General features: G+C 74.1%; 13 protein-coding genes. 8 read left to right on the top strand and 5 right to left on the bottom strand.

The window, feature by feature from the left end:
- Nucleotides 1-73: 73 nt before the first annotated feature.
- Nucleotides 74-1,402 (bottom strand): aminotransferase-like domain-containing protein, encoded by a 1,329-nt coding sequence (locus IE252_RS27480; RefSeq protein ID WP_190092129.1) that lies wholly within the window; start codon nucleotides 1,400-1,402, stop codon nucleotides 74-76.
- Between the two features lie 76 nt (nucleotides 1,403-1,478).
- On the opposite strand from IE252_RS27480, the gene IE252_RS27475 reads away from it, so the two are divergent.
- The 4 genes from IE252_RS27475 (at nucleotide 1,479) to IE252_RS27460 (ending at nucleotide 6,511) form a co-directional block, all read left to right on the top strand.
- A complete protein-coding gene (locus IE252_RS27475) occupies nucleotides 1,479-2,234 on the top strand; it encodes an alpha/beta fold hydrolase (protein ID WP_190092128.1) in 756 nt (251 codons plus the stop codon).
- 70 nt (nucleotides 2,235-2,304) lie between these two features.
- Entirely contained in the window at nucleotides 2,305-3,333 is a 1,029-nt protein-coding gene (locus IE252_RS27470; RefSeq protein WP_190092127.1) for an endonuclease/exonuclease/phosphatase family protein, read from the top strand.
- 103 nt (nucleotides 3,334-3,436) lie between these two features.
- Nucleotides 3,437-4,366, top strand: a complete 930-nt coding sequence (locus IE252_RS27465) for an NADP-dependent oxidoreductase (RefSeq protein ID WP_190092126.1) — start codon at nucleotides 3,437-3,439, stop codon at nucleotides 4,364-4,366.
- A 174-nt stretch (nucleotides 4,367-4,540) separates the two neighbouring features.
- The gene (locus IE252_RS27460; RefSeq protein ID WP_190092125.1) at nucleotides 4,541-6,511 is read left to right on the top strand and encodes an FUSC family protein; all 1,971 of its coding nucleotides are present in this window, start codon (nucleotides 4,541-4,543) and stop codon (nucleotides 6,509-6,511) included.
- A gap of 481 nt (nucleotides 6,512-6,992) precedes the next feature.
- Here the strand turns inward: IE252_RS27460 and IE252_RS27455 are convergent, their stop codons facing one another.
- Nucleotides 6,993-7,214, bottom strand: a complete 222-nt coding sequence (locus IE252_RS27455; protein WP_190092124.1) for a hypothetical protein — start codon at nucleotides 7,212-7,214, stop codon at nucleotides 6,993-6,995.
- A gap of 73 nt (nucleotides 7,215-7,287) precedes the next feature.
- The gene (snpA, locus tag IE252_RS27450; protein WP_190092123.1) at nucleotides 7,288-7,953 is read right to left on the bottom strand and encodes a snapalysin; all 666 of its coding nucleotides are present in this window, start codon (nucleotides 7,951-7,953) and stop codon (nucleotides 7,288-7,290) included.
- A 172-nt stretch (nucleotides 7,954-8,125) separates the two neighbouring features.
- Between snpA and IE252_RS27445 the strand changes: the two genes are divergently transcribed.
- From IE252_RS27445 to IE252_RS27430, 4 genes are all read left to right on the top strand, one after another.
- Nucleotides 8,126-9,088, top strand: a complete 963-nt coding sequence (locus tag IE252_RS27445) for a LysR family transcriptional regulator (RefSeq protein ID WP_190092122.1) — start codon at nucleotides 8,126-8,128, stop codon at nucleotides 9,086-9,088.
- A gap of 292 nt (nucleotides 9,089-9,380) precedes the next feature.
- Nucleotides 9,381-10,862, top strand: coding sequence for an APC family permease (locus tag IE252_RS27440; protein WP_190092121.1), 1,482 nt, complete (start codon nucleotides 9,381-9,383; stop codon nucleotides 10,860-10,862).
- A 46-nt stretch (nucleotides 10,863-10,908) separates the two neighbouring features.
- Nucleotides 10,909-11,868, top strand: a complete 960-nt coding sequence (locus IE252_RS27435) for a hypothetical protein (protein ID WP_190092120.1) — start codon at nucleotides 10,909-10,911, stop codon at nucleotides 11,866-11,868.
- 175 nt (nucleotides 11,869-12,043) lie between these two features.
- Nucleotides 12,044-13,201: a VWA domain-containing protein gene (locus IE252_RS27430; protein WP_373298621.1), complete on the top strand. Its 1,158-nt coding sequence runs from the start codon at nucleotides 12,044-12,046 to the stop codon at nucleotides 13,199-13,201.
- Nucleotides 13,202-13,457: 256 nt separating this feature from the next.
- Here IE252_RS27430 and IE252_RS27425 read toward each other — a convergent pair whose 3' ends face one another.
- Nucleotides 13,458-14,570 (bottom strand): sensor histidine kinase, encoded by a 1,113-nt coding sequence (locus IE252_RS27425; RefSeq protein WP_229848814.1) that lies wholly within the window; start codon nucleotides 14,568-14,570, stop codon nucleotides 13,458-13,460.
- Entirely contained in the window at nucleotides 14,567-15,220 is a 654-nt protein-coding gene (locus IE252_RS27420) for a response regulator transcription factor (protein WP_190092118.1), read from the bottom strand. The genes IE252_RS27425 and IE252_RS27420 overlap by 4 nt, the downstream gene beginning before the upstream one ends.
- Nucleotides 15,221-15,348: the final 128 nt, after the last annotated feature.

Below are 15,348 nucleotides of genomic sequence, written 5' to 3'. Positions count from 1 at the left end.
CGCGACCAGCCTCCACCGGCCCGCAGACGAAAGGCGACGCACTCCGTGAAGCGGGCAGCCGCCCGACCCCGGCTCACCCACCCCGTACCGCCAGCCCCGCCAGCCGCTCAAGCGCAGCGTCCAGCACCCCCCGCGACGGCGAAGCCAACCCCACCCTCACCGCGTCCGGTGCCGACCCCGTACCCACCGCGAACGCCGACCCCGGCGTCACCGCGATCCCCAGCTCCGCCGCGGCCGCCGCCACGAACGTCTCCGCCCGCCACGGCGACGGCAGCTCCCACCAGCAGTAGTACGAGCACGGGTCGACCCGGACAGTGAAAGCCCCCAGGTGCCTCGTCACCAGCGCCTGCCGCGCACCCGCCTCCGCCCGCTTCGCCGCCGTCACCGCCTCCACCGTCCCGTCCTCCACCCACCGCACCGCCGCCTCCAGGTTGAACCGGCCCGCCGTCCACGCCCCGGACCGCAGCGCCCGCGCGACCCCCTCCCCGTACGCCTCGGGAACGCTCAGGAACCCCACCGTCAGGCCCGGCGCCAGCCGCTTCGACAGGCTGTCCACGAGCAGCGTCCGCTCGGGGGCGTACGCCGCCAGCGGCGCGGGAGTATCAGGCCCGGCGAGGAACGCCCACGTCGTGTCCTCCACCGCCGCCAACCCCAACTCCCGCAGAACCACCGCCAGTTCCTCCCGCCTCCCGCCCGGCATCGTCAGCGACAGCGGGTTGTGCAGCGTCGGCTGTACGTACACCGCGCTCAGCGGCGTACGCCGGTGCGCCGCCGCGAGCGCCGACGGCAGCAGGCCCGACCCGTCCGTCCCGATCGGCACCAGCGTGCTCCCCAGCCGCTCCGCCACGGCCTTGACCAGCGGATACGTCAGCTCCTCCACCCCGACCCGGCCCCCGGGCCGTACCAGCGCCGACAGCGCCGCCGCGATCGCCGCGCGGCCGTTGGCCGCGAACAGCAGGCCGTCCGGGGCCGGGCTCCAGCCGGGACGGGCCAGCACCCGGGCCGCCGCCGCCCGTGCGGCGGGGGTGCCGTCCGCCGCCGCCGGGCGGGTGGCCTCCAGGAGGACGTCCGGGCGGGTCAGGGCCGTGAGCCCGCGTGCCATCAGCTCCGACTGGCCGTCCGCCACGGGGTAGTTGAGCTCCAGGTTCACGGGCGTGCGGCCGCTGTCCTCCGCGAGCACGGACCCGGGGTGCGGCGGCGCCGCCCGGACGAACGTGCCGCGCCCGACCTCCCCCACCACCAGCCCCCGCCGCACCAGCTCCCCGTACGCCCGGATCGCCGTCGAGACCGCCACCCGATGGCGGCGCGCGAACGTCCGCTGGGGCGGCAGCCGGTCGCCGGGGAGCAGCCGCCCGTCGGCTATCGCCTTCGCCACCCCGTCCGCCAGCCGCCGGTAGTCCATTCCGCGCCTCCAGAACATTGCACCGAGAGCAAAGATCTTATTGCACCGACCAGTTGGGCCCGCCTAGCCTCCAGGCATGCCCACCACCTACACCGACCGGGGCACGGGCGACGCCCTGCTCCTGGTCCACGGCCATCCCTTCGACCGCACGATGTGGGACCCCCAGGTCGAGGAGTTCGCGCGGACGCACCGCGTCGTCGTCCCCGATCTGCGCGGCTACGGCGGCGCGCCCGTCACCCCCGGCACCACCCTCCTGTCGGACTTCGCCGAGGACGTCCGCGCGCTCGCCGACCGGCTCGGCCTCGCGCGCTTCGCGCTCGGCGGGCTCTCCATGGGCGGCCAGATCGTCATGGAGTGCTACCGCCTCTTCCCGGAGCGGATCAGCTCGCTCGTCCTCGCCGACACCTTCCCCGCCGCCGAGACCCCGGCCGGGCGCACCGCCCGCCGCGAGATGGCCGACCGGCTCGTACGGGAGGGCATGAAGCCGTACGCGGACGAGGTGCTGGAGAAGATGGTGGCGCCGTACGCGGACGCGGAGGTGAAGGCGCACGTGTACCGGATGATGACCGCCACCGACCCCGAGGGCGCCGCCGCCGCGCTGCGCGGGCGCGCCGAGCGGCCCGACTACCGCGAGCTGCTCACCACCGTCACCGTCCCCACCCTGGTCGTGGTGGGGCGCGACGACACGTACACGCCGGTCGCGGACGCCGAGGCGATGCACGCGGCGGTGCCCGAATCCACGCTCGTGGTCGTGGAGTCGGCGGCGCATCTGCCCAATCTGGAGCGGCCCGCCGAGTTCAACGCGGCCCTGCGCGCCCATCTGACGGGCTGAACACCCGCACCGGCGGATACTTGGGGACGGAACGGCCTGTCGAACCCGAACCGTCGACCGGGAGGGTCCCTTGGACGCCCTTGGCACCGCACCGCCCTGGCCCGCCACGGACGCGGCGGCGGGGCCGCCCGGGGAGCGGGGTCACCCGTGGCGCCGGGCCAGTGCGGTCCTGGGCGGACTCGTGCTCGCCGGGGTCAGCGCGGTCGTCGGGTGCCGGGCCGCGGACTCCGACGGGGTGACGCCCGTGCCGCAGCTGCTCGCCTTCCTGCCGTGGCTGCTGGTGCCGGGCGGCGCCGGGCTCGCCCTGGCCGCGTTCGGGCGGTGGCGGCTCGGGATGGCGTGGGCGCTCGTCGTGCTGGCGGTGACCGGCTGGTACACCCAGCCGTACGGCGCCGAGATCACCCGTCCGCACGGCCGCCCCCTCGGCCAGCTGCGCGTCCTCACCTCCAACACCGAATTCGGCTGGGCGACGGACGACTTGATCGCGGCGATCGGCCGCGAGAAGCCGGACTTCGTGTTCGTCGAGGAGTGCGCGTTCGTCTGCGCGGACGCGCTGGAGCAGCGGGTGGCGAAGGCGGACTACCCGTACCGGAACGTCGTACGCGAGGACGGCTCGGCCGGGTCCGCGATCCTCAGCAAGTACCCGCTCACGGACGCCCCCACGATCCCGTCCGCGATGGCCATGCCGGGTGCGGTGGCGCGGGTCGCGGGCCGGGACGTACGCCTCCAACTCGCCCATCCCGAGCCCCCGCTGCCGGGGCGGGAGGGCGCGTGGCGGCGGGAGCTGGGGCGGGTGCGGGGCTTCGTGGCGGCGGCGAAGGGGGAGGCGGTGATCGTGGCCGGGGACTTCAACGCCACCCAGGACCACGCGGCCTTCCGGTCGGTCCTGAAGGCGGGCGCGCTGCACGACAGCGCCCGGCTCGCGGGCAAGTCGCGTACGTACTCCTGGCCCGCCGACCGCACCACGCCGTTCCGTACCCAGATCGACCATGTACTGGTCAGCGGCGACGACTTCACGGTCCGGTCGGTGCGGTTCCTGGGCTTGCGCGGGACCGACCACCGGGCGCTGATGGTGGACCTCGAACTGTTCGAGGGCTAGGGCGAACGGACGCGTCCCCGGGGTGCGGGCGGGGCTCTCCTGGGTGAGGATCGGACCGTCCGGGAGCCCGGGGCAGGGGGGCCGAGCAGGAGGTCGTACGCGTATGCGCGCTGTCGCGGTCCAGGCCTTCGGGGCCACGCCGGAGGTCGTCCACGTCCCCAAGCCGACGCCCGGACCCGGCGAGGTCCTGGTGAAGATCGACTACGCCGCCCTCAACCCGTTCGACTGGCAGGTCGCCGACGGCCTCCTCGACGGCCGGGCCCCGCACGCCTTCCCGCTGGTCCTGGGCCTGGACTTCGCCGGACGCGTGGACGTGGTCGGGCCCGGCGAGAACCGGTTCGTGGTGGGCGACGCCGTGTACGGGCAGGCGGGGCGGCCGCCGGTGGGCACCGGAACGTACGCCGAGTACGTGACGATGCCGCACGACTCGACGATCGCCGGCGTGCCGGACGGGCTCACGCTGCGGGCGGCCGCCGCGCTGCCCACGGCCGGGATGACCGCGCTCCAGATCCTGCGCACCGGCGTGGCCCTGGAACCGGGCGACTCGTTGCTCCTGGTGGGCGCGGCGGGCGGGGTCGGCAGCGCGCTGACCCAACTGGCGGCGGCGCGGGACCTGCGGGTCGTGGCGGTGGTGCGGGGCGACGAACGGGAGCGGATGCGGGCGCTGGGCGCGGTGCTGGCGATCGACTCCACGGAGGAGTCGGTACGGGAGGCGTGCGGGCGGGCGGTGCCGGGTGGGGTGGACGCGGTGGTCGACCTCGTCTCGCCCGACCCGGAGTCCTTCGCCGCGTACGCGTCCCTGATGCGCCCCGGCGGCGCCGCCCTGAGCACCCGGGGCGCGGCCCCGCCCGGGAAGGGCGTGAACTTCCGGCTCACGGCGACGGGCGCGTTGCTGGACGCGTTGGCCGCGGCGGCGGTGGCGGGGGAGGTGCATCTTCCGGTGGACGCGGAGTATCCGTTGGAGAAGGTGCCGGAGGCGTTGGAGAGGAACCGGGTGGGTGGGGCTCGGGGGAAGACGTTGTTTGTGCCGTAGGCCGTGGGCGCGGTGGGAATCTTTGTCCACAGGGTGTGGATAAAGATTCCGACGGTCGAACAGTCATCTGCGGGCCGGTGGTGGGCTGGTCGCGCAGACAAAGTCCGGGCAAGATCCATTGTCTCGTGAGACCCGCCCAAAAGGTCTCATTCGCCGTGATCGCATACTGATCCCATGGGTGCACAGCTCGATGTGGACAAGGATCCGGGCGACCGGGGACGGGTGCGGCTCGCGCCGCCGCAGTGGCTGGTCAGCGGGCTGCGCCCGCAGAGCACACCGATCGTGTGGCCCGCGGTCGCCCGCGCCGGCGTCGCCCTCGCGGCCCCCCTCGCCGTCGGCTTCGCCACCGACCAGCCCACGTACGGCGCACTCGTGTCGATGGGCGCCCTGTCGGGCGTCATCGGCGACACGGCCGACGCGTACCGCATGCGGGTCTTCAACATCGCCGTACCGCAGCTCTTCGGCGCGATCGGCGTCACGCTGGGCACCCTGGTGTACGGCGACGGCTGGCTGGCCGTCATCGCCCTCACTCTGGTGGCGCTGGTCTCCGGAATGATCTCGTCCATCGGCGCGGTCGCCTCCGTCTCCGGCCTGCTGCTCCTGCTGAACGCCGTGGTCGGGGCGGGCCTGCCGATGCCGTCGCCGTGGTGGAAGGCGCCGCTGCTGCTCACCCTCGGCGGCCTGTTCGTCCTCCTGCTCACCCTGCTCGGCTGGCCGCTGCGCAACCGGGTCCCGGAGCGGGCGGCCGTCGCCGCGACCTACCGTTCCGTGGCCGAGCTGCTCGAAGCGGCGGGCACACCGGCGTACGACGCCAAGCGGCAGGCGGTCACGCAGTCGCTCAACACGGCGTACGACCTGGTGCTCGCGCGCCGCACCCGCGACCACGGACGGCGCAGCCCGCTGGTCCGGCTGCTCGCGCAGCTGAACGTGGTGATCCCGCTGGTCGAGGCGGCCCCGGCGGCACACCTGCGCGGCCGTCCGCTGCCCGCCGAGATCCCCGCTGCCGTACGGGAGTTGGCGACGGCGGTCGAACAGGCGCGGACGGGACCGGTGCCGGACCTGGCGCTGCCGGAGCCGGGCAAGCCGTCGGAGCGGGCGGTGGACGCGGCGCTGCGGCACGCGGCGGCGGTGGTGCACAAGCCGGACCCCGACCCGTACAACGTCGACGACCGGCTCGGACGCCCGGCGGCACTGCGGATCCGGCTGCGGCGGGGCGCGCGCAACGTGCTGTTCTCGCAGGCGTCCTGGCGGTACGGGCTGCGGCTCGCGCTCTGCATCGGGCTCGCGCAGGCGCTGGTGTCGCTGGTGGCGGTGCCGCGCTCGTACTGGGTGGCGCTGACCGTCACGTTCGTCCTGAAGCCGGACTTCGGGTCGGTGTTCTCGCGGGCGGTGCTGCGGGCGCTGGGCACGGCGGTGGGGCTGGTGACGGCGGCGGCGGTGCTCGCGGAGGTGCCGCGGGGGTGGTGGGACGTGCCGGTGATGGTGGTCCTTGCCGCCCTGATCCCGGCGTTCTCGGCGAAGGGGTACGCCTTCCAGACGGCGGCGATCACACCGGTGATCCTGTTGCTTTCGGACGTCCTGAACCACCAGGGCTTCGCGCTGGTGCTGCCGCGCCTGTGGGACAGCCTGATCGGCTGCGGGATCTCGCTGGTGGCGGGCTACCTGCTGTGGCCGGAGAGCTGGCACACGCGGATCGGGGACCGGCTGGCGGACGCGGTGGGGGAGGCGGCGGGGTATGTGGAGTGCGCGTTCGCTTCCGCGGGGCCGGACCAGGCCGAACGGGTGCGGCGGCGGCGTCGGATCTACCGGGACCTGTCGGTGGTCCGGTCCGAGTTCCAGCGGGCGCTGACCGAGCCGCCGCCGACGGGGGCGCGGGCGGCGGCGTGGTGGCCGCTGGTGGTGGCGGTGGAGCGGATCGTTGACGCGGCGACGGCCGCGCGGGTGCGGGTGAATCATGGGGCGTTGGCGCCGGCGCCCTCTGAAGTGGCCGAGGTCGCCCGGGAACTGCGGGCCCTGGCGGACGGGCTCCGCGCCTCGTCCACGCTCGTGGAGGTACGGGCGTCTCTGACTGGCTCGGAGGACAGCGTTCTGGCCCCCCTCCGCCAGGAGGTCCGCGCGGCCCGCGCGATCGCGTCCCCCCGCTAGCCAGGCCCACCCGCCCGCCCCTTCGGCGGGGTTGGTAGGGCCCGGGCCTCTGGCGGTCGGCTCACCACCGTCGGCGTCCACCGCGCCCGTGGGTGGTGCGCCCGCCTGCGGCGGGCCGGGGCCTGCCCCACCCCGCCCGCCCGTTCAGCCGGGTCGGTGAGGCCCGGGCCTCTCGTGGGTGGTCGCTCGCCGTCGGCGTCTGCCCGCTTCGCGGAATGCGTCGTTCTTCGTCTGCGGCCCGGTGGGGGCTGGTCGCGCAGTTCCCCGCGCCCCTGAAGATGCCGCTGCGCGGCAATCCCCTGGGGCGGCCCGAAGGGGCGCATCTCAGGGGCGCGGGGAACTGCGCGAGCAACCGGCCACAGCCCGCAGACGACCGACGTTCTTAGGGGCGCGGGGAACTGCGCGACCAGCCCACCACCGGCCCGCAGACGAACACCGGGCCGATCCAACCCCGCCGCACGGGTGGGCGGTTGGGCGAGGTTCAGAACAGGGGGAGTTGGCCCGGGAACGGGGCCAGTTCGAAGCCGTCCAGGGTTCGTTGGGGGGCCGCCGCCGGGGCCCGGCGCTTCGAGCCGGGGCACAGCGTCAGCTCCCCGCCGCCCGACGCGCGCGTACGCGGATCGTGGCGCACGTACTTGCCCGCCACCACGGCCACGGCACGGCCGCACGACGGACACGGACGGCGGGGAGAGACGTTCGGCATGCGCTCATGCTGCCAGAGGGGTACGACACCCGGGTGCCCCACCGGCCCGCACGCCGAGTCGGAAGCGGGGTCTCTACGCCGCCGGCTTGAACGCCGTCGCCAGGCCGTTCCGCCACAGGCTGTTCACCCGGGACTTCTCCGTGCTGTTCGGGTACGCGTTGCGGCACGACGTGCCCGGGCCGCCGCCGGACATCAGCTCGCTGCACGGACCGGAGTAGTGGTCCGGCAGGCCCAGGACGTGGCCGGTCTCGTGGGCGACCACGCGGACCGAGTAGTACTGCTGGTTCTGCTGGTAGTCGAGGAAGATGTAGCCGCTGCCGTGCCCGTCCGTGGACGCGTACGAGCCGTTGGGGTCGTTGCCCTCGTAGTACGAGAAGTCCGCGCCGGAGGAGGACTCGGCGAGGCGGACGTTCTGCACCGAGGAGTTCCAGATCTGCGCGGACTGCGATATCTGGGAGCGGAAGCTCGGCGCGTTGCGGGTGCTGTAGTAGACGGTGACGGAGGCCGCCAGCGGGTTGGCGGCCCGCTTCTTGGCCACCGACTTCATCACGGCGTCGTAGAACGCCTTGTTGTTGGCGGCTTCCTTCGCCGAGCCCGCGTACGTCGAACCGTGCACGTAGGCGGAGGTGGCGGAGGTGGCGGAGGTGGCGGACGGGGCGGCCGTCGCGGGGATCGCGCCGAGGCCGGCGAGCGCCAGACCCAGCGCGGTGGAAACGACGACAGTCCTCTGGTGTCTCATGGGGGGCTCCTGGTCGTTCTCGTGGGGGTGGCCCCGGTGGGTTGCCGGGGACCAGGGCGAGTGTCGGGGAGCCGGGTACGCGCGGGGATGATGGCAATCGGCGATAACTCGGCGTTATCGGCGGGGAATCGGCCGTCTAGTGCGGACATGACAATCCCTTTACCCTCGGGCCATGGAGCTCGACGTGAGGCACCTGCGCGCCCTCTGTGCGATCGCCGACACCGGCAGTCTGCACAGGGCCGCGCGGCTGCTCGGAACCAGCCAGCCGGCCCTGACCACCCAGCTCCGGCGGATCGAGCACTCACTGGGCGGCCTGCTCTTCTCCCGCGAACGCACCGGCTGCCGCCCGACCCCCCTCGGCCGGACCGTCCTCAGCCGCGCCCGCCCCCTGCTCGCCGGGATGGACGCGCTGGTCGCCGACGTGCGCGCGGCCGTCGACGGGATCGACGGGCGGCCCCGCCTCCGTATCGGCTCCACCGCCAGCCGCGCCATCCCCGGCTGGCTGCGGCGGCTGCGCGAACGGCTGCCCGGCACCGAGACCCAGCTCCACGTCGACGTCTCCGCGGGCGCGCTGCTCGGCCTGGTCGCGGCGGGCGAGCTCGACGTGGCCTTCGTCCACCAGGTGGAGGGGTGTCCGCTGCGGGTGCCGGAGGGGCTCGACCTACGCGTACTGGTCGAGCGCGAGCCCCAGTTCATCTCGCTCGCCGTCGACCACCCGGCTGCCGAGGACGAGGTCGTGGACCTCGCCGACCTGGCAGGCGACCGGTGGATGGTCGATCCGAGCGTGGACGGTGAGTGGGACGGGCTGCGGCGCGTCTTCGCGGCCGCCGGGCTCAATCCGCGGGTGCTGCACGGTGATTACCTCACCGCCGCGTCCCTGGTCGCCACCGGTGAGGTCGTCACCCCGTGCCAGCCGACCTCCCGGCCGCGCCCGGACATGGCGATCCGGCCGCTGCGGGGGGATCCGCTGGCGGTACGGCTGCTGTTGGCCGCGCGGGCGGGGGCGTATGAGGAGGCGTTGTACGGGACGGTGCACTCGGCGCTGGACGCGGCGTACTGGGAGGCGGCCCGGATGTCCGCCCCCTACCGCACGTGGCTGTCGGGCCCCCGGGCCCTGCGCCCCGTACCGGGCTAAGCCCCCTCTCCGGGTCCCCCGCCTGCGGCTGGGTGGGTGGCTGGTCGCGCAGTTCACCGCGCCCCTAGAAGCGCCCCTTCGGGCCGGCCCGGGGATTGCCGCGCAGCGGCATCTAAGGGGCGCGGGGAACTGCGCGACCAGCCCGCCACCGGCCCGCGCGCACACCACCGCATCCGGGATGGCTGGATCCAAGCGTCGCGGCCATTACGATGCACGCGATCTCCAACGCCCGCCCGCGGGAACGGAGTTCCGACATACCGCCATATGTCGCGTCGCGCAGCAAAGGACGGCCATGAACAGCAGAAGCCGCACCGACAGAGGGCTCCGCGCCAACGCCCTCGGCACGTTCGACACCGTGGTCATGGCCGTCGCGGGCAGCGCGCCCGCGTACTCCCTGGCCGCCACCACCGCCGTACTGACCGGGGCCGTCGGCCTCGCCGGACCCGCCGCGCTGCTCTACTGCGCGATACCCATGCTCGGCATCGTCCTCGCCTTCGGACGGCTCGGGCGCCTCGACGTGAACGCGGGCGCCGCCTACTCCTGGGTCGCCCGCACCCTGCACCCCTTCCTCGGCTTCATGAGCGGCTGGGCGCTCGTCGTGGCCGCCACCATCTTCATGGTCGCCGGGTCGCTGCCCGCCGGGCAGATGACCCTCGCACTCGTCGACCCCGACCTCGCCCGCCACACCGCGCTCGCCACCGCCACCGGCGCCGGCTGGTTCCTGCTGATGCTCGCCGTGGTGCTCGGCGGCGCCCGGCTCTCCGCCCGCGCCCAGGTGATCGTCTCCGGCGTGGAGCTCGCGATCCTCGTGGTCTTCGCCGTCGGCGCGCTCCTGCACCACGGAGGCGCCGCCCCCTTCGACTGGTCGTGGCTGGGTTTCGGCCACTTCGACGGGCTGCGCGGCTTCGCCTCCGGCACCCTGATCGCCGCGTTCTACTACTGGGGCTGGGACGTCACCAGCAACCTCAGCGAGGAGACCCGCGACAGCCGCCGCACCGCCGGGTTCGCCGCGCTCGTCGGCCTCGCCGTCGTCTTCCTGCTCTTCGTCGGCTTCACCGTCGCCGTCAACATGACGCTGACGCCGGGCGCGATCGAGCAGCACGAGTCCAACGTGCTCGCCGTGCTCGGCGAGACCATCTGGCCCGGCGTCGGCGGCAAGCTCATGGTGCTCGCCGTGGTCCTGTCCACGATCGCCACCCTGGAGACCACGCTGCTCCAGGTGACCCGCTCGCTGTTCGCGATGGGCCGCGACCGTACGCTCCCGGCCGTGCTCGGCACCGTGCACCGCCGCTGGAACACGCCCTGGGTCGCCGTCGTGGTGGTCGGCGCGGTCGCCCTCGGCCTGTTCGTCGCCTCCAACGCGCTGGGCTCGGTCGAGGAGATCATGGCCGACGCGCTCGCCGCGATCGGCCTCCAGACCACGTTCTACTACGGCCTGGCGGGCCTGGCCGCGGTCGTCGCGTACCGCGGCACGCTCACCGAATCGGTGGGCTCCTTCGTCTTCGGCGGGCTGTGGCCCGCGCTCGGCGCGCTCTTCATGTTCTGCGTCTTCGTCGCCTCGCTCACCCAGCTCAGCGGCGCCGCGATCACCATCGGCCTGGGCGGTCTGGCCGCCGGGCTCGCCCCGATGCTCTGGTACTGGCGGCGCGGCAGCGCCTACTACCGGCCCGCCGCGCTCGACGCGGGCCGGGCCATCGCCGTCGACGAGGTGTACGCCTCCTCCGGCCCGGGCCGCCCCGAGTACGCGGGCGCGGCCCTGCCGACGGACTTCTGATCGACCGGTCCCGACCCGTATACCCATCGACCAGAGAGGGGTGTTGATGGCCGCTTCCCGCCGCCGGTCCTCCGCCGTCCGCTTCTGCCCGGACCTCGGTGACCGCGCGCTCGCCACCGCCCGGCACGACATCGTGATCGGGCGCTGGCAGGGCGTACGGGACCTGCTGCGGGCGACCGGCGACAACTGGCCACTGCGCACCCACCGGATCCGGCTGCTCGCGCCCGCCGTCGCGGGCTCCACCGTGGTGGAGGCGTGGCGGGCCGCCGAGCCGGACAGCGCGGACGCGGCCGTGCTGCGGGCCGCGACCGAGGTGGTCCGGGTCTTCAACCGGGCCATCGCCGCAGGTCGCGGGGCCCTCCCTGACCGGGACCGGCTGGACGTCGCGGTGATGGCCTGCCTCGGCGCGGCCGACGCGCACCCCGCCGACCCGATGCCGTGGGCGTCGCTGCTCACGGTGGCGCGGCTGTACGAGGGCGGGGTGGGGCGGCGCGATCTGCGCGGCTGGTGGGACGAGTTGCGCCGCCGCGACCCGTACCACGTGGAGGGCCACGTCCAGATGCTGCGCTACTTCTCGGCCCGCTGGCACGGGACACACGGCACGATGTACGACTTCGCCCGGGACGCGGCGGGCGCGGCTCCCGAGGGCTCGGCGCTGCCGGTGCTGGTGCAGATCGCCCGGGTGGAGGAGTACCGGTACGCCGCCGAGGGCGCCAAGGGGCAGCCGGTGCGGGGGTTCGGGCAGCACTGGAGCGGCGAGCTGGCGGTGACCGAGCTGCGCCGCACCTACGACCGCTGGCTCGGCGGGCGCCCACCCGGCCCGGTGCCGCTCGCGGAGGCGGCCGAGCTCAACTATCTGGCGCACGCCGCGTGTTGTGCGGGCCTTGGCCTGGAGGCGCGTTCGCTGGTGGGGCTGCTGGGGGAGCGGGCGGCGCGGGTGCCGTGGGTGTACACGGGCGATCCGGAGCAGCAGATCGCGCGGTGGCGGATGCCGTCGGGGACGTAACCGGTACGGCGTCGTCCGCCCCCTGCCGAGGTTGACCGGATCGGATCGCTAACCTTACGTGTCCACGCTCGTGGGCCCGCTCACGCGGCGTGGATACGTAACGCCAGATTACGCATATCGCACCCAACTCATGCGAAAGGCCTCGCCCATGGGCATTCGGAGCTTGCTGCGCAAAGTGTTCGGACGCGATCGCGACGCGGAGAGCGCCGACCTGACGGCGGCTCCGGCGGAGGAATCGGCTCCGGCCGCGGCCACGGTGCCGACCCCCGCCGAGGAGTCGGCACCGGTCGCGTCCCCGACCGTGCCGGCGCCGGCCCGCCGTGACCTCTCCCCCGCGGAGGAGCTGGTCGCGGCGGCGTTCGACGCGACCCCGTCCCGCCCGGCGGTCCCGTCCCCGGCACGTCCGACGGAGGACGCGCCTTCCGCTGCGGCCGCCTCCGAGGTCCCGCAGCCGCGGGTTCCGGCGGAGCCGGAGGTTGTGACGGAGCCGGAGCCGGAGCCTGCGGCGGCCGAGCCGGTGGTGGAGGCTGTCGAACCCGAGGTCGAGGCTGTGGTGGCTGAGCCCGAGCCGGTGGCTGTTGTGGCCGAGCCGGAGCCGGAGCCTGTTGCTGCGGAGCCCGAGCCCGTCGTGGCTGAGGCCGAGGCCGTGCAGCCCGCCGCCAAGGCGACCTCTGCCGTCACCCTCCCCCGTATCAAGTCCCGCGCTCCCGGGCTCGTAGAGCACTACAAGGCCGCCGGGGCACAGCTGCGCAAGGCCGGGCTGGTCGGGGCGCGGGCCAAGGTGTACCTCGTGCTCGACCGGTCCGGGTCGATGCGGCCGTACTACAAGGACGGCAGCGCCCAGCAGCTCGCCGAGCAGGCGCTCGCGCTCGCGGCGCACCTGGACGAGGACGCCGCCGTCCACACGGTGTTCTTCTCGACCGAGCTCGACGGTACGGCCGAGGTCTCGCTCACGTCGTACGAGAACGTCGTCGACGACGCGCATGCGGCGCTGGGTCGTATGGGGCGGACCAGCTACCACTCCGCCGTCGAGGCGGTGGTGGAGCACTACGAGAAGAGCCAGTACGACGGGCCCGCTCTGGTGGTCTTCCAGACCGACGGGGCGCCCGATGCGAAGGTGGCAGCTCGGCAGGCGCTCGCCGATGCGGCGGGTCTGCCGCTGTTCTGGCAGTTCGTGGCGTTCGGGGAGGACGACAGCAAGGCGTTCGACTTCTTGCGGAAGTTGGATGCGGATGCGGGGAATGCGGGGTTCTTCCATGCGGGGCCGGTGCCGCGTGAGCTCGCGGACGCGGCACTGTACGCGGGGCTGGTCGGCGGGTTCGCCCGGCGTTAGCGCTCCGCGCGGGCGGTTCTTCACCTGCGGGCCGGTGGGGGCTGAGCGCGCAGTTCCCCGCGCCCCTTTTTGGCCCGGGGTTCGTCTGCGGGCCGGTGGTCGGTTGCTCGCGCAGTTCCCCGCGCCCCTAAAAACGTCGGTCGTCTGCGGACCGTGGCGGGCTGGTCGCGCAGTTCCCCGCGCCCCTAAAAGCCTGTGGCTGAGCTGGATTCCCCGGCCACGGCGGACTACCTAAGGGGCGCGGGGAACTGCGCGCTCAGCCCACGCCGGGCCGCAGACGAAGGCCGGGCAGATGGACCTTCACCGCCAAGCCACCCCCCGGCAGCGGTGCCGCCACCGCCGTCCCCCCGTGCGCCTGCGCGATCGAGCGCACGATCGACAAGCCCAGGCCCGCCCCCGGCCCCATCCGGTCCCGCCCCTCCCCCCGCCGGAACGGCTCGAACAGGGCGGGGACCTCGGCCTCCGGCACCTCGACCCCGCCGGGGTTGGACACCGTCAACCCGCCTTCGGAGACGGCCACTTCGACCCCGCCGTGGTACGCCGCCCCGTTCGCCAGCAGGTTCGCGACGAGGCGGGCCAGGAGCGCGCGGTTGCCGGAGACCCGCGTCGACCGCACCCCCGTGACCGTCGCGCGCGGGTACCGGGCCGCCTCCTCCCGTACCACCTCCGCCAGATCCACCTCCTCCCGCTCCGCCAGGCCCCGCTCGCTGCGGGCCAGCATCAGGAGGCCCTCGATCAGGGCCTCGCTGCGGCGGTTGTTGTCGAGGAGGGTCGCGCGCGTACGGGCGAGGTCGTCCGGGGTCGGGTCGTCCAGGCCGATCTGGATCGCCGCCCGCTGGGTCGCCAGCGGGGTGCGCAGCTCGTGCGAGGCGTTGGCGATGAACCGGCGCTGGCTGTCGAACGCCTTCTCCAGCCGCGCGAGCAGGTCGTCGATCGTGTCGCCGAGCTCCTTCAGCTCGTCGTCGGGCCCGGACGCGCCGATCCGCTCGTGCAGGTTGTCCGCCGAGAGGCGCTTCGCGCGTTCCGTCATCACATGGACCGGCCGCAGCAGCCGCCCCGCCGTGTACCAGCCGACCGCCACCGCCAGGAACGCCACCCCGAGCAGCGCCATCGACGACCAGACCGCGTTCTGCCGCCAGGCCGCGTCGCTCACGTCCTCGCTCACCTGCCGTACGGCCAGCGGCGCGAGCACCGGCCCCTGCGTCCCGCGCGCCGCCTCGAAGGGCTGGACCGTGGTGGCGCGGGTCGCGATGGTGGCCGCCTGCTCCTGCGTACCGGCCCGGGAGAGCAGGTTCACCACCCCGAGCAGCACCGCCCCGAGGACCAGGAAGACCGCGCCGAAGACCAGGGCGACCCGGGTGCGGATCACAGGGCGTACCCGACGCCCTGGACCGTACGGATCAGCGCGGGCTCGCCCAGCTTGCCGCGCAGTTTGCTGAGGCAGACGCGGACCGCGCCGGTGAAGGGGTCGGCGTTGGCGTCCCAGGCGCGCTCCAGGAGCTCCTCGGCCGACACCGTCCCGCCGTCCGCCTCCAGCAGGATCTGGAGGACCGTGAACTCCTTCGGGGAGAGGTCGAGCGAACGCCCCTCGCGCTCCGCCGTGCGCCGGACCGTGTCGAGCCGCAGCCCGGCCCGCTCCAGGACCGGCGGCACCGGCCGGGCGCTGCGCCGCCGCAGCGCCCGCACCCGCGAGACCAGCTCGGGGAAGTCGAAGGGCTTGCCGAGGTAGTCGTCGGCGCCCAGGTCCAGGCCCTCCACCCGGTCCTCCGTGGCCGCGGACGCGGTCAGCATCAAGATCCTCGTGCGCGCGGCGGAGGCGACCAGCCGGCGGGCCACGTCGTCGCCGTGCACCCGTGGCAGATCGCGGTCCAGGACGACCACGTCGTAGTCGTGCAGCCCCAGGTAGGCGAGCGCCGCGTCGCCGCTGTAGACCGTGTCGACGGCGAAACCGGCCCGCCGCAGCCCGGTCGCGACCAGCTCCGCGAGGACCTCCTCGTCCTCGGCGACCAGTACCCGCATGCGCTGTTCCCCTTGCCGTTCCCCGCTCACGTACCCGCCCCCTCTCCTCCCAGGATGCGTCCTTCGTACGGGAACGGATGTTTCGCGGACCTCTCCACCGGCCGCCGCGGGTTTATGCGGGTGAGTGG

The sequence above is a fragment of the Streptomyces melanogenes genome, assembly GCF_014649795.1.
In the GTDB taxonomy this organism is placed as follows: domain Bacteria; phylum Actinomycetota; class Actinomycetes; order Streptomycetales; family Streptomycetaceae; genus Streptomyces; species Streptomyces noboritoensis.
Note: the sequence above shows the minus strand (reverse complement) of the source record. Positions and strands in the feature narration are given on the sequence as shown.

Bases quoted from the DNA above. Each gene is read 5' to 3' on its own strand.
- IE252_RS27480 (WP_190092129.1), bottom strand. From the start codon at position 1,402: ATGGACTACCGGCGGCTGGCGGACGGGGTGGCGAAGGCGATAGCCGAC.
- IE252_RS27475 (WP_190092128.1), top strand. From the start codon at position 1,479: ATGCCCACCACCTACACCGACCGGGGCACGGGCGACGCCCTGCTCCTG.
- IE252_RS27465 (WP_190092126.1), top strand. From the start codon at position 3,437: ATGCGCGCTGTCGCGGTCCAGGCCTTCGGGGCCACGCCGGAGGTCGTC.
- IE252_RS27460 (WP_190092125.1), top strand. From the start codon at position 4,541: ATGGGTGCACAGCTCGATGTGGACAAGGATCCGGGCGACCGGGGACGG.
- IE252_RS27455 (WP_190092124.1), bottom strand. From the start codon at position 7,214: ATGCCGAACGTCTCTCCCCGCCGTCCGTGTCCGTCGTGCGGCCGTGCC.
- snpA (WP_190092123.1), bottom strand. From the start codon at position 7,953: ATGAGACACCAGAGGACTGTCGTCGTTTCCACCGCGCTGGGTCTGGCG.
- IE252_RS27445 (WP_190092122.1), top strand. From the start codon at position 8,126: ATGGAGCTCGACGTGAGGCACCTGCGCGCCCTCTGTGCGATCGCCGAC.
- IE252_RS27440 (WP_190092121.1), top strand. From the start codon at position 9,381: ATGAACAGCAGAAGCCGCACCGACAGAGGGCTCCGCGCCAACGCCCTC.
- IE252_RS27435 (WP_190092120.1), top strand. From the start codon at position 10,909: ATGGCCGCTTCCCGCCGCCGGTCCTCCGCCGTCCGCTTCTGCCCGGAC.
- IE252_RS27420 (WP_190092118.1), bottom strand. From the start codon at position 15,220: ATGCGGGTACTGGTCGCCGAGGACGAGGAGGTCCTCGCGGAGCTGGTC.